At 40.8% G+C, this 14,201-nt stretch carries 10 protein-coding genes; 1 reads left to right on the top strand and 9 read right to left on the bottom strand.

Annotated features, from left to right (window positions below; genetic code table 11):
* Positions 1-1,417: 1,417 nt before the first annotated feature.
* The 6 genes from yhaM to LIT25_04665 all read right to left on the bottom strand — a co-directional run bounded on the left by yhaM (position 1,418) and on the right by LIT25_04665 (position 10,581).
* A complete protein-coding gene (yhaM, locus tag LIT25_04690) occupies positions 1,418-2,362 on the bottom strand; it encodes a 3'-5' exoribonuclease YhaM (GenBank protein USK36159.1) in 945 nt (314 codons plus the stop codon).
* A 76-nt stretch (positions 2,363-2,438) separates the two neighbouring features.
* A complete protein-coding gene (locus tag LIT25_04685) occupies positions 2,439-3,653 on the bottom strand; it encodes an MFS transporter (GenBank protein USK34663.1) in 1,215 nt (404 codons plus the stop codon).
* A 37-nt stretch (positions 3,654-3,690) separates the two neighbouring features.
* Entirely contained in the window at positions 3,691-6,714 is a 3,024-nt protein-coding gene (locus tag LIT25_04680; GenBank protein ID USK34662.1) for an AAA family ATPase, read from the bottom strand.
* A 9-nt stretch (positions 6,715-6,723) separates the two neighbouring features.
* Positions 6,724-7,956 (bottom strand): DNA repair exonuclease, encoded by a 1,233-nt coding sequence (locus tag LIT25_04675; GenBank protein USK34661.1) that lies wholly within the window; start codon positions 7,954-7,956, stop codon positions 6,724-6,726.
* A 470-nt stretch (positions 7,957-8,426) separates the two neighbouring features.
* Positions 8,427-9,689: an ABC transporter permease gene (locus LIT25_04670; protein USK34660.1), complete on the bottom strand. Its 1,263-nt coding sequence runs from the start codon at positions 9,687-9,689 to the stop codon at positions 8,427-8,429.
* Positions 9,682-10,581 carry an ABC transporter ATP-binding protein gene (locus LIT25_04665; protein ID USK34659.1) on the bottom strand — a complete coding sequence of 300 codons (900 nt, stop codon included), beginning with the start codon at positions 10,579-10,581 and terminating at the stop codon, positions 9,682-9,684. The genes LIT25_04670 and LIT25_04665 overlap by 8 nt, the downstream gene beginning before the upstream one ends.
* A 139-nt stretch (positions 10,582-10,720) precedes the next feature.
* Here LIT25_04665 and LIT25_04660 point away from each other — a divergent pair, with 139 nt between their 5' ends.
* Positions 10,721-10,906 (top strand): hypothetical protein, encoded by a 186-nt coding sequence (locus tag LIT25_04660; protein ID USK34658.1) that lies wholly within the window; start codon positions 10,721-10,723, stop codon positions 10,904-10,906.
* A 431-nt stretch (positions 10,907-11,337) separates the two neighbouring features.
* On the opposite strand, the gene LIT25_04655 is transcribed toward LIT25_04660, so the two are convergent.
* The 3 genes from LIT25_04655 to LIT25_04645 all read right to left on the bottom strand — a co-directional run bounded on the left by LIT25_04655 (position 11,338) and on the right by LIT25_04645 (position 14,201).
* Positions 11,338-12,114: an enoyl-CoA hydratase gene (locus LIT25_04655; GenBank protein ID USK34657.1), complete on the bottom strand. Its 777-nt coding sequence runs from the start codon at positions 12,112-12,114 to the stop codon at positions 11,338-11,340.
* A 75-nt stretch (positions 12,115-12,189) separates the two neighbouring features.
* On the bottom strand, positions 12,190-13,341 hold the full coding sequence (locus LIT25_04650; protein ID USK34656.1) for a thiolase family protein: 1,152 nt from the start codon (positions 13,339-13,341) through the stop codon (positions 12,190-12,192).
* A complete protein-coding gene (locus LIT25_04645; protein USK34655.1) occupies positions 13,338-14,201 on the bottom strand; it encodes an NAD(P)-binding domain-containing protein in 864 nt (287 codons plus the stop codon). The genes LIT25_04650 and LIT25_04645 overlap by 4 nt, the downstream gene beginning before the upstream one ends.

Genomic DNA, 14,201 nt, shown 5'->3' with positions numbered 1-14,201 from the left:
GAGAACTTGTTATGATTCTTGGATGCAATAAATCGTGATAGTTATTTTATTTTTTTCAGGGACTCTCAAGCTTTATTCCGAAGTTTTTAACTTAATTCCGGGACTTTGACACTTTATTCTGAGACTTTTCGACTAATTCCGTGACTTCTCGACTAATTCTGTGACTTTCACACTTTATTCGGAGACTTTTCGACTAATTCTGTGACTTTCACACTTTATTCGGAGACTTTCAACTAATTCTGAGACTTTTCGACTAATTCCGAGACTTTCACACTTAATTACGAGACTTTCAATTATTTCCGAGACTTTCACACTCTATTCCGAGACTTTCAATTAATTCCGAGACTTTGACACTTTATTCCGAGACTTCCACACTTAATTCCGAGACTTTCACACTTTATTCCGAGACTTTCAATTAATTCCGAGACTTTCAATTAATTCCGAGACTTTGACACTTTATTCCGAGACTTTCACACTTTATTCCGAGACTTCCACACTTAATTCCGAGACTTTCAATTAATTCCGAGACTTTGACACTTTATTCCGAGACTTTTAATTAATTCCGAGACTTTTAATTAATTCCGAGACTTTCAACTAATTCCGAGACTTTCACACTTCATTCCGAGACTTTCAACTAATTCCGCGACTTCCACACTTTATTCCGAGACTTTCAACTAATTCCGAGACTTCCACACTTTTTTCCGAGACTTTCACACTTTATTCCGAGACTTTGACACTTTATTCCGAGACTTTCAATTAATTCCGAGACTTTGACACTTTATTCCGAGACTTTCACACTTTATTCCGAGACTTCTACACTTTATTCCGAGACTTCTACACTTTATTCCGAGACTTCCACACTTTATTCCGAGACTTTCAATTAATTCCGAGACTTCCACACTTTATTCCGAGACTTTCACACTTTATTCCGAGACTTTCAATTAATTCCGAGACTTTCAACTAATTCCGAGACTTCCACACTTTTTTCCGAGACTTTCACACTTTATTCCGAGACTTTGACACTTTATTCCGAGACTTTCAATTAATTCCGAGACTTTCAATTTATTCCGAGACTTTCAATTTATTCCGAGACTTCTACACTTTATTCCGAGACTTCTACACTTTATTCCGAGACTTCCACACTTTATTCCGAGACTTTCAATTAATTCCGAGACTTCCACACTTTATTCCGAGACTTCCACACTTTATTCCGAGACTTTCAACTAATTCCGAGACTTTCACACTTTATTCCGAGACTTTCACACTTTATTCCGAGACTTTCACACTTTTTTCCGAGACTTTCAATTAATTCCGAGACTTCCACACTTTTTTACGAGTTTCCGAGACTTCAAGTCTTATGCCGGTTATTCAATAACAGCAAAAAAAGCCTTTCTTCAAAGAAGAAAGACTCTCCTGATTAGTTATGAAACGTTGGTTTGTAAAACGACCGATTATCAAGTGCAAAAACACGTTCCGTATACTCGCCGGGCTTCACCCGCTCTAATGCACGGTCAAGCATGTTCATTTTCGCATCGAGATTATCAATATAATGAAGAATTTCGGCTTCTTTGATCAGCGGCGGTTTAGGGCTTCCCCACTCTGCTTTGCCATGATGACTGAGGACAAGGTGCTGAAGGATCACAATTTCTTCTCCCTCAATGCCTAAATGTTCTGCTGCTTTGGCAATTTCATTTACCATGATGGAAATATGGCCGATCAGGTTTCCCTCGACTGTATAAGTTGTGCCAATAGGACCTGAGAGCTCAGTTACTTTCCCAAGGTCATGCAGAATGACCCCTGCATAAAGCAAATCTGTATCAAGACTTGGATATAAAGCTGCAATGGACTTTGCTAAATCAAGCATTGAAACAACATGATAAGCTAATCCAGATACAAATTCGTGATGATTTTTTGTTGCAGCCGGATATTCTAGGAATTCACTTTGATGCTTTTTCATGAGATATCTTGTCACACGCTGTATGTTAGGGTTTTTCATTTCGAAAATAAATTGTGTTACTTTTTCCATCATTTCTTCTTGTCCAACCGGAGCCGTTTCAAGAAAATCAGAAATTTTTACGTTATCCGTGTTTGAGGCAGTTCGGATATTGCGGATCTTCAACTGATTTCGTCCACGGTAGTGATGAATATCGCCATATATCTTTACAATGCTTTGTGAACTGTAGGACACCTCATCATCTGGTCCGGCATCCCATAGCTTTGCTTCAATCTCCCCGGATTGATCTTGGAGAATCAATGTTAAAAATGGTTTTCCGTTACTGGCTATTCCTTTAGTCGATGATTTAACGAGCAGAAAAACATCCGCTTGCTCGCCTACCTCGTAATGATTAATTCCTTTTGTCATCATTAAAACGGTCCCTCCCAAATTGCCTCAGTATCCTGAGTATAGCATAAATTTTGTCTCTTTTTCCCGTCTGCAGCTAGGCTGAGACATCAGCTTGCTGTCTTCTTGAAATCCAAACCTTAGTTGAAATAAGTGCAGCAAGCATGACCGCAGCACCAATATAATAAGGAAGATTGATTTGATACTCAAATACGTAACCCGCTAAAATAGGGCCCGCGACATTCCCAAGACTCATAAAAGAATTATTAAGCCCCATCACCATACCTTGCTTGCTTCCTGCTAATTTTGAGATAAACGTATTTAAAGAAGGTCTCAAAATAGAATTCCCTAAAAAGAAGACAGAGGTTGTCAATAAGACCGTTGCGAAGGAGTTAGCAAATGTCATAATCACAAATCCAAATGCACTCAACAAAAGAGCAGAGGTGACAACCCGTTCATCGCCGAATTTAGCCACAAGCCTTCCAACTGCTGCTCCTTGTGTGATTGTTCCAACAATCCCTGTTATAAGGATAATCAGACCGACTTCCTGCGGTCCATAGCCGAAGCGCTCTAATGCGTAGAAGCCAAAGATCGCCTGAAAAATCGTTAATGCGAAACTCATCATAAAGACTAGGATCAGTAAAAAGCCTACAGGGCTTTGAAGAGCTTTTTTGATTAGAATAAATTGATTTTCGCGTTTTTCATTTTCATCTGTGGTCTTTTGCATCGCTTCTTTTGAAAGAGATTCAGGCAAAACGAAGATTGATACAATTCCTGCCAGTGATGCCGCAATACCCGCAAAAAGAAACGGGAAAGAAAGACTGAATTCAGAAAGCCATCCGCCGATCCCCGGGCCAACTACAATACCAAGACCCATTGCGGCGCCTAAATACCCCATTCCCTGCCCGCGTTTTTCAGGTGTTGTTACATCAGAAACGTATGCCATTGCACTCGGCATAATCGCCGCACCGAATATACCTGCAATTATCCTTGATAAAAACAGCATCCATAAATCCGTTGCAAAAGCGAAAATAAATTCAGCTAATGCGAATCCAAACAAACCAAGTGTTATCAACGGTTTTCGGCCAATTCTGTCAGATAACCGCCCCCATATCGGGGCGAAAAAAAACTGCATGAGTGCAAATACAGCAACCAGAAATCCAAGTGTTGCTGCATCTGCTCCGAATTTTTCAACATAAAACGGCAGAATCGGGATGACTAAGCCTATGCCCACCATAATAATAAATAAGTTAAAGCTCAGTAAAAAAAGAGGTTTGCCAAGCGGTTTTTTCTCATGTTTATTTTGCTGCATTGCGTACTTCCTTTCAGGTACCTTTCGTCAGTTCATTTTACAATAATCTCTGCTCAATAGATACTTGTTTTGAAGCTGACTCATCTGCTTTTAAATCAAGAATTTGATCTTCTTCAAACAGCGGCAGCAGGTGCTCCTGGCACGTAAAGAAAATAATCTGGTGCTGTTTTGAAAATTCCTTCAGCAGTGACAGGACTTGTTTTGTCCTTTCAAAATCAAAATTTACAAAACCATCATCAATAATTACCGGGAGGCCCTGTCCAGTGCTCAAGTGATGGGCAAGGGCAAGCCTCAGTGAAATATATAATTGTTCTGCTGTTGCCTGAGAAAGCTCGTTTGCAGCAAATCGGTTTCCATCCATTCTTTCTACAATTAATGTTTGTTCAGCATCAGGCAGAAATATTTTTCTGTATTGATGATTCGTCATGACAGAGAAATAGTGCTCTGCCCCTTTCAATACTTTCGGAAGTCTCACTGAGCGGTTAAATTCCACTGTTTTATTCAGCATATTTTTCGCGGCTGCAAGCACGGCCCACTTGTGTGCAAGCTGCTTTACTGCACCCTTTTCAAGCTCATACTTCTGTTTTAGCTCTGAGTAAAGTCCTGAGCTCTCTATATTCAGAAGAGCAGCCTTTAGCTCCGCCAGCCGTCTATGCAAGCTGCTTTCCTGGTCCATTTCTGCTCTAAGCTGGTTATCACATAAAAGCTTCTCTTCTTTATAATCAATCAGAAAATCCAGCTTTCCATCTTTGAGCAAATGCTGTTTAGCCTGGAGCTGCTGCTGAATCCATTTTAATTTTTGCTCTAATGCTTTTCTGTGATTCGCTTCATCTGCCTTTTTCCGAAAATCTTCTGCATCAGCTGAATTTGATAAGATGAAAAGCTCCATTCTCTTCTCAGATAGAAGACTGAGCTCTGCTTCGATTTTTACTAATCGATCCTCGGCATCAGCTATTTTCTCTTTATGCATAAGCTGCCTGTTCTTCTTTTCAATCGAATCTTGAAGAGCGTCAGACAAATTCCGCATTGTTTCATTCAAATCAGTCGTTTGTTCAAAACCGCATTTTTCACATACACCCCTGAGCCGTTTTTCATAAGCCGAAAGAACAGCTGTGAGCTCAGAAAGTTTCGTTTCAATTTGAGAGCTCTCCCGGACATCTTTCTGGAGCTGAATCAATGTTTGCAGAAGATCTGGCAGGGCAAGCGGAGAGAATTCACTGCTCACTCTAAATTCACTGTACGCTTTTTTAACTTTTCGGTTTAACTGATAAAGTTCCTCTTCCCAATCATCAAAACCGCTTACTGTGCGGTGATACGCTCTCTCATTCTGTGTAAATGTCACTTGCTCAAGTTCATGAGATCGTCTCAGTTGCTCATCCTTCCATAGGATGCCTCCCAGCTCTTCTGTTTCTGTATGACCTTGCACACTCGATTGTTCAAGCTGCCGTTTTAATTCCTCCTGTTTGTTCCGCAAATGAATGAGAAACGCATCTTCTCCTTTATCATTTTGAAAAATAAAGAATAAAACGAGTCCGGTTAAGCCTAAGAAAAACGGCAAGATGAGCCATTGCTGCTCATATATGAGCCATCCGGAACACAAAATCAGTAAAACAGCCGCAGCTGCTTTCATTATTTTCATTTGATTCTTTTTAGATTGGTTCGTCTTGCTTTGTTCATTGATTTTCTTTTCATTATTCCGATATTCTTCTTGTAATCTTTTTTCATCCAATACTTGCTGCTGCATGGCTTCATGCTGCTTTACCTTTTTTTCCAGAAGCTTTCTCTCTTCTGCATCAAGCATTCCTTTTGCGTAATCTGTTAATCTATTTTCGCTTTCCTCCAGATTTTCTTTAGCCCGTTCAAACTGCTGATCGAGCAGCTGCTTTCTTTGCTGCAGTTGTTGATAATCCGAAACGATTTCTCTTATTTCTTCTTTGGCTGTTATAGAAGTGTTTAATGAAAGCACGGCTTTATCATCTATATTTTCTGCAAAAAACCGCATTTTTTCATCAAAAATTTGCCGTGTAAGTGCCTCGTACTTCAGACTGTACTGCTGATGCTGATCTCTTTTCGCATGATATGCGGAGTATGTCTCCCTGAGATGGTCGATTTCCGCATGATGCGAAAGGATAGATTCATTGACATTCATCTGATAAATGGTTTGTTGAAGATCTTCTATCGCGCGAATAAGGGACAGCTTTTCAGATTGCAAAGGTTCTTCCTTAGCTTCAATCTCATCCATGCGCTTTAATCCATCTGCAGGAAATGCCTGATTTGTCTTTGTCAACTCTGTAAGAATCGTCTCTTCTTCAAGCCACAATGGGAGAACATCTATTATTTCAGCAAACCTTCTTGATCGTGCTTCAAGCGTGGACTTGCTTTCTTCTTTTTCCTTAAGCAGACGTTCAATCATTTCTTTCTCTTTCATAAGTTCTTCATAAGGCTGAATCAGTTCTTTTGCTTTTTGCATTTCTGAATGAATGCTCTTAAGTCTGCTTAATGCTGCATTGATCTCCGGTTTTTTGCCGTTAGGCTTATACAGCAGTTCCTGTTTTTTCAAGAGATGGCTTTCCGTCTGTAAGAGAGCATCTGTCCCAAGTAAGCCTGATGACAATAAAAACTTCCCAAGTTCATCAGCACTTACTTTACTGACCTGCTGTATGCCGTGAATATCAAATGAAAAGATAGACTTATACATCGATTTATCAAAATGAGACAGCATTTTATTAAGGATTTCCCCGCTTCCGGTTTCTCCATTTTCAAAGTACAGCGTAACCTCACCTGCTGCTTTTCCAGGCAATCTCTCAATTTTGACTTTTCCATATTGCTCTGTATCGACAATCAGTGCTCCGCCGTATGTTTTCACTCGTTTTGGTTCATACCTGTTTTCATTTTGAATTTTTGCAGGAAATCCAAATAAGATACTCTGTATGAATGACATAATGGTAGATTTTCCCGCTTCATTTTTTCCGTAAATAACTTGAAAGGCACGGGGATGAAGGGTGAAATTTATATGATTAAATTGTCCATACCCATAGATATTCAGTTCAATGATTTTCATCTTTTCACCTCACAGTCTTCTATGCTTTAAAAGTTCCTGAAACAGCAGATATTCAGCTTCTTTTTCAATCTGCTGCTGTTCTTCGTCATCAAATGCCGGAATGTGTTTCCTGTATAATGCATGTTGTTTCAGAGGCTGAATGGTATCCTCAAAGTCATCAAAGCTTTCAATAATGTCTGTTAAATCCGATAAAAAATGAGAATCAAGCTGAAGCGATTCCTTGCTGATAACCGGCATTGATTCATTGATGATGGAGGAGATCCATACAAAGTTCTCACGCCCCGTCTCATCTTCATTCCATTGATCCATTAAATCTTCAAGAACATTCTCTTCCTGAAGCAAATGGTACAGCTCATTTGTTCCGCTTATTCGGATCGCAACCACAAGCGGTACATTGTCGCCTCTTAGCTGATGCAGCTGCTGATGCAGACTGTCGATCCACTCCTGAAAACTTCCTTTCATCTCTATTGCGAGTTCTTCCCATATCACATCATGAAGCGGTTTAAACGTGTAAGAGACGGTGCTTTCTGACATGGAAACCAGAAAGCATCCTTTATCTCCGGTTTCTTTTCTGTTTCTTCCCTGAATATTGCCTGAATACAGAATCGGCGGCTCATTCTCATGAAGATGCATCCGTTTATGAATATGACCAAGCGCCCAATAATCAAGCTGTTTTTCAAGCAGATCGCTGATCAAAAAAGGAGAATACACATCGTGGTCTGTATTGCCTGCAATCGATCCATGAAGAAGTCCAATATGAAAACCGGCTTCTCCCTGTTTTTTATAGAAAGGTGTCATATTTTCAATGACAGCGCGCTTTGGATAGCTATATCCATATAAATTGACCGGTGTATTTCCGTTTTTCCAGTATGTTTTACACTCCACTTCTTTGTCTGAAAAAACATGAACATTATGCGGCCAGCTAAGATCCAGCCATCTTCCGCTCATATGATCATGATTACCGTGTATAACGTATACCTGAATTCCGTGCAGCTCAAGCTTTTCAAATGCTTTTTTCAGCTTCAGCTGCGCCCTTAAGCTCCTGTCCTCACCATCGTATAAATCCCCGGCTATCAATATGAAATCAACCTTTTCCCTGATGGCTAGGTGAATCAAATTGTCGAGAGCGGCAAACGTGCTTTCCTTCAGCCTTTCAAAAATTGTTTCCGGCAGCTGATGCATTCCGGCAAACGGGCTGTCTATATGTAAATCCGCAGCATGAATAAATCGAATAGGTTCCATCCTTGTTTCCTTCCTTTACTTCTCTCTTATTCTATATTGTACCACCTCAGAAATACGAATGCACGTTCTGAAAAGAAATGCGGAACCGACTGTTTAGCGCAGGCAGGCAGATAAGGATCCGACAGAAAAGGCGCTTTTTGCCTTTACTGGCGGATCCGTTCTGACCGAGGAGTTAGGAGGTGAAGCTGGACAATAAGAAATGCGGAATCACCCGTCAAAATTGGCGAACCGCAGCCAATCATACAGCCTAATTCACAATTTTATCAGCCGGAAATTGGGTTTTTACAGCCGTTTTTCTAATTCTTTCAGCCTTTTTAACTCCGCATTCAGCCGCTTTTCTTTTCTATCAGCTGAAATCATCCTTTTTCAGCCGAATCAATTTTTAACCGAATAAGGAAACGCCATAAGAACTACTGTAAATCTTCTTTCAAAAGATAAAACAGAGCCGCACAGACTCTGCTTCCTTCTTCTTATTGATCCTTTGACATTTGCAAGGCTTTCTTGACATCCTTGAATGATGAGGATTTACCGTACATGAGGACGCCGCCTTTATAAACTTTAGCGCCCAATACCGCAAGAGCGATTATGGTAATAACCAAAATTCCAATTGATAATCCGATTTCCCATGCCGGAACACTCAGCATGCCTACTCTCAAGAACATGATCATTGGAGAGAAAAGCGGTATAAAGGAGGTAACCGTGATGAAAGGCGCTTCAGGATTTCCAAGCCCGAACATCGCGATAATGAATGCCCCCACAATTATAAACGTCATGGGTGAAATCATTTGCTGTACATCTTCAATTCTGCTCACAAGCGATCCTAAAAAAGCAGCGAGAGTTGCAAAAATAAAATACCCGAGAATAAAGAAAACAATTGCATAGACTAATGTCGCAACAGGTACTTCTGAAAAACTGAAGAATCCGTCACCCATTAATTCGGCATTTTCCATATTCCCTTTCATAGAGCTGTATCCAACCAAGATAATTAGAATGAACTGTGTTATGCTCAATAAACCGATTCCAAGCAGCTTCGCAAACATTTGCTTGATGGGAGAAACAGAACTGATCAGAATTTCCATCACCCGTGATGATTTTTCTACCGCTACCTCCATCGCAATCATACTTGCATATAAGATCACTGAAAAATAAATAATGAACAGCAGAACATAGACCAGCCCTCTTGCCTGATTCAGTTCTTCTTCAGATTTTGCATTTTCTAAAAGGGCCGTTTTCTTAAGCTCTGAAGGGGCAAACAGCTGATTTAGCTGCTCACTTTTTAAGCCAAGGTTTGCTGTACCTGCTGCTATTTTCGTTTGCTGAAGAGCCTGCTCCATTGTTCCTGAAACACTTGAGTTTACAATGGATCTTGCATAATAGGAGCCCTGCGGCAAACCATTTTGGTCAAGACTCAGAATCAAATATCCTTCCATTTTTTCATCAAGGACATCCTTTTTCAGCTGTTCCTCTGACTTCTCTGCGCGTTTCAGCTGCAGTTTCTCATCCAGTGCTGAAGCATTCTGCTCAAAAACAGGATATATACTTTTGTCTTCCGTTTGATCAATAACAGCTACCTTAGCCGCTTCTTTGTCCCCATTATTAAAAAACTCAATCACATTTTGCAGGTTTGTCAGCCCAAAGATCAGCAGCAGCGTAATTCCTGTTGTAATCAAAAATGATTTTGTCTTTAATTTGCTTGAATATGTGTGCCAAAAGATGATCCAAAATTTATTCATACTCCGCACCAACCTTTTCAATGAAAATATCATTCAGAGATGGTTCTGCCAGTTCAAATTTCCGGACAAATCCTTTGCCCTGCAAAGAAGCCATAATTTCCTGCGAGACCTCTTCGCCTGTTACCTGAAGCTCTATTCCTTCAAAAAACGGCTTATATTTTGTCACACCTTCAAATTCCTTCAAGTAGGACAAATCAAAATCAGCATGAACGATCACGTTTTTCCTTCCAAAGGAACGTTTAATATCCTTTAATGCCCCATCAACTACAGGCTTTCCTTTATGCATAATGCACAAATGCTGACACAGCTCCTCTACATGCTCCATTCTGTGACTGGAAAATACAATGGATGTCCCGCCGTTTTTCAAGTCCAATACAGCCTCCTTAAGGAGCTCTACATTAACTGGGTCCAGACCGCTGAACGGCTCATCCAGAATCAGAAGCTTTGGACGATGCAGTACTGCTGTAATGAATTGAATCTTTTGCTGATTTCCTTTTGAGAGGTCCTCTACTTTCTTGTTTGCATATTCCGGAATCTTAAAGCGTTCAAGCCATTCATTCATTTCTTTTTGCGCCGCCTGCTTATTCATCCCTTTTAACCGCCCTAAATAAATAAGCTGATCACGCACTTTCACTTTAGGATAAAGCCCTCTTTCCTCCGGGAGATAGCCAATTTCATCACTCGCATCATATCCGATTGGCTTTCCATCCCATGAAATTTGCCCGGCTGATGGATTTAATAAGCCTAAAATCATCCGGAATGTTGTCGTTTTCCCAGCGCCATTGGCCCCGAGCAAACCAAACATTTCACTCTCTGGAATCGTTAATGAAAGCTGATCAACCGCAGTGTGTGAGCCGAATCGTTTTGTAATTCCATCCAATTTTAATGTCATCCTGATTCCTCCTGTCTATCTTATGTACGAAACTCATTAAGCAATTGTTTCATTCCTTGCAGGAAAAAGAGAAGATAATGAGAATTATAGGTATAAGCCTATAAAAATTTTAAACTTCATATGCAAAGGGGGCTAATAAATGGGCATGTATTACTTAACGGCATTTAATAAAGACGGGGAAAAATTAATGGATGAAAGCTTTGAAGCCGCCAATGACCAGGAAGCAAAAAAAGTCGGCGAGCAAAAGCTTGAAGAGAAAAATTATCTAAAAAAAACGCATCGCTGTACATCGGCAAGCGGTAAATTGATTTTATTTGAAAGATAAGATAAGAATAGTAAATATCTTAAAAAAGTTTATGAGGGCATTTCTTATATGGAATGTCCTTTTTATCATACTGGAATCTGGGGGTTAATATGTTTAGAAAAAAGTTTCCCAAAATGCTCTTTTTCAGGCGGAAAGCAGAAAATATTCCCGGGTTTTGAATGAAATGCTTCTGTTTTCTGGCTTATCGTTATAAAAACAGATAGTTTTTTCCTAGTTGCAGTTAGACTTTGTTGTTTGAAAGGACACAGTTCCAAGCTGAAACTGTGTTTACTTTCCAAAAAGATCGGCTTACTTTCCAAAATCGCCTTTTTACTTTCTAAAGTCTGCTAAACACTTTCCAAAATGAACGATTTACTTTCTTTTTTCCATTCGCCTCCTAATTGCCAAAGTGAAATAGAAAAGCGGTTACAACAATCGTAACCGCTCTCAATTTATTTACCTGTAAACTGAGGTTTTCTTTTTTCTAAAAATGCATTTATGCCTTCTTGATGATCCTGAGATTGTCTCATGTTATATTGGGTTGCTTTTTCAAGAGAAAGGATTTGTTCCAGTTCTGATTTCTTTACAGCTGAATATATATTTTTGCTGGCAATCATCGCTTTTACAGGTTTCTGCAGCCATTCGCTGACAAGAGATTGTACGGCATCTTTTAAATCAGCATCGCAGACTAAGTCAACAAGTCCAAGTTTGTAAGCCTCATCCGCGCTTAACTTATCTCCGCTCCAGATCAATTGCTTGGCCTTCGCTTCGCCTAAGCGTTTTTCCATGAAATAGTGTCCGCCTCCGTCAGGCACCAGACCGATGCCGATAAAATTCATGGCAAGAACTGAGCTTGAATGTGCGACAACGTAATCTGCCGCTAAAGCAAGGCTGAATCCTAAGCCGGCCGCCGGTCCGTGAATGGCGCTAACCGTTACCTTAGGCAGTGTATAAAGCGTCGTGATGACCTCTGAAATTAAATCCATTACCCCTGAAAAACCCGAATTATCCATTGAATTTAGCATGGTTTTAATATCCCCGCCAGCCGAGAATCCCCGTCCGCTTCCAGACAGAACCACAATATCCGCTTCACTTTCACAAGCAAGCTTCAGTGCCTGAAGAAGTTCTCTCAGCATTTGTTCATTCATGGCATTTAAAACATCAGGCCTGTTCATTTCAATCGTCGCATATCTTCCATGTACCGAATATGTAACAGTTTCCATATCCATCCCCCTTTATTAAATTTCCATCCTCCTATTTATTATAGCTAGTTCTGAAAAGAATTGATATTATTTTCAGATAATTTAAATACGCTCCACAATTGTGGCTGTCGCCATTCCGTGTCCAATGCATATTGTCAGCAGACCGTAGCGTGCCTTCCTGCGTTCAAGCTCATTGACGAGGCTCGTCATAAGCTTTGCCCCAGTAGCACCAAGTGGATGCCCAAGAGCGATAGCTCCTCCATTTACATTCACTTTTTCAAGGTCTGCCCCTATCACTTTCTGCCAGGCAAGGACAACAGGAGCAAATGCTTCATTAATTTCGAAAAGATCAATATCGTTTACAGTAAGCCCGCTTTTCGCAAGTACCTTCTGAGTCGCAGGAATGACGCCTTCAAGCATATAGGTAGGGTCAGAGCCTGCAACGGCTTGTGAAATAATTTTAGCCTTTGGTTTAAGTCCAAGCTCTTGTGCTTTGGTTCCCTCCATTAAAAGCACAGCCGCTGCCCCATCACTCATTTGGCTGGCATTCCCTGCTGTCACAACGCCATCTTCTTTAAACACCGTTTTTAAATTTGACAGAGCTTCAAGAGAGGTGTCGGCACGAGGACCCTCATCCTGGTCAAATACGATTTCATCGCCCTCTTTATTCAATCCTTTTAGAGGCAGAATTTCAGATTGAAAGATTCCATTTTTAATTGCTTCAAGTGCCCTCTGATGGCTCCTGAGAGAAAAAGCATCAAGCTCCTGCCGGGTAATCTGATGTTTTTCTGCAATCATTTCGGCTGAAATGCCCTGATGAACAAAGTTATATTTTTCATGCAAGCTTGCAGGAATCGTTCCGTCGTTGCCATCGCTTAGGATCGGAACCTTCGTCATGCTCTCTACACCCGCTGCAATGACAATGTCCATATCACCCGACCTGATTTCCTGGCAGGCAAAATGAATAGCCTGCTGGCCTGATCCGCACATGCGGTTAATTTGAACGGCAGGCACGCTGACAGGAAAACCTGCTTCAAGGACAGCAAGTCTTCCAATATTGAAGCCCTGCTCAGCAATTGGAGAAACACAGCCCATGACAACATCTTCCACGAGCTCTTTTGATAAACCTGCTCTTGTCACAACCTCATCCAGCACCGCAGCTGCCAAATGAACAGGATGTGTTTCTCTAAAAGCCCCCTTTCTTTTACCAACTGCGGTTCTTACAGCTTCAACGATTACTACCTCACGTGTCATTTTCTCTCTCCTTCATATGTGTAGAATCCTTTTCCTGTTTTTCTCCCATAATGTCCAGCCTCAACAAGCTTTCTTAACAGCTGCGGCGGCAAGAAGCGGTCTCCATATGCATCTGCCATGCCATTGCTCACAAATAGCATTGTATCGAGTCCGACTAAGTCTGCAAGCTCAAGAGGACCCATTGGGTAATTCAGGCCAAGCTTTACCGCTTTGTCGATATCCTCTGCACTTGCTATTCCTTCTTCGTAAATGCGTATACATTCGAGCATATGAGCTGACAGTGCTCTTGTCGTCACGAAACCTTGAGCATCTTTTACTAAAACCGTCTCTTTTCCGATTTCTTCTGATAACAGCCTGATTGCTTCTATTGTTTGATCAGACGTATCAATTCCCTTCACGATTTCAATCAGCTTCATAACAGGGGCTGGATTAAACCAGTGCATGCCAATCACCTGATCTGGCCTTGATGTTGCTGCAGCAATGGCTGTTACACTAAGTTCAGACGTGTTTGTAGCCAGAATGACTTCTTTTCCTGTCAGTTCATCAAGTTCTTGAAACATCCTCTTCTTCAGCTCAAAGTTTTCAGGAATGGCCTCAACGACAAGTTCAACAGACTGAACGGCTTTAGAAAGATCCGTATATGTTTGAATGTTAGCTGCCGCTTTTGATTTTGCTTTTTCAGATAAATGACCGGCTTTTACAAACCTGGACAAACTTTTATCAATCCCGTACTGCGCCTTCTCCAATGCCTTTTCCGAAACATCGTATAGAAAAACAGTTTTTCCTGCGGCTGCAAAGGTTTGGGCGATGCCGCTGCCCATTAGCCCAGAACCGATCACGGCTATTTTATGAATAGTCAT

The organism is Bacillus sp. F19 (assembly GCA_023823795.1).
GTDB lineage: Bacteria > Bacillota > Bacilli > Bacillales > Bacillaceae > Bacillus_P.
This window is presented reverse-complemented; position numbering and strand designations above follow the sequence as displayed.

Coding starts and splice junctions, on each gene's coding strand:
- yhaM (USK36159.1), bottom strand. CDS start 2,362: ATGACAAAAGGAATTAATCATTACGAGGTAGGCGAGCAAGCGGATGTT.
- LIT25_04685 (USK34663.1), bottom strand. CDS start 3,653: ATGCAGCAAAATAAACATGAGAAAAAACCGCTTGGCAAACCTCTTTTT.
- LIT25_04680 (USK34662.1), bottom strand. CDS start 6,714: ATGAAAATCATTGAACTGAATATCTATGGGTATGGACAATTTAATCAT.
- LIT25_04675 (USK34661.1), bottom strand. CDS start 7,956: ATGGAACCTATTCGATTTATTCATGCTGCGGATTTACATATAGACAGC.
- LIT25_04670 (USK34660.1), bottom strand. CDS start 9,689: ATGAATAAATTTTGGATCATCTTTTGGCACACATATTCAAGCAAATTA.
- LIT25_04665 (USK34659.1), bottom strand. CDS start 10,581: ATGACATTAAAATTGGATGGAATTACAAAACGATTCGGCTCACACACT.
- LIT25_04660 (USK34658.1), top strand. CDS start 10,721: ATGGGCATGTATTACTTAACGGCATTTAATAAAGACGGGGAAAAATTA.
- LIT25_04655 (USK34657.1), bottom strand. CDS start 12,114: ATGGATATGGAAACTGTTACATATTCGGTACATGGAAGATATGCGACG.
- LIT25_04650 (USK34656.1), bottom strand. CDS start 13,341: ATGACACGTGAGGTAGTAATCGTTGAAGCTGTAAGAACCGCAGTTGGT.
- LIT25_04645 (USK34655.1), bottom strand. CDS start 14,201: ATGACTATTCATAAAATAGCCGTGATCGGTTCTGGGCTAATGGGCAGC.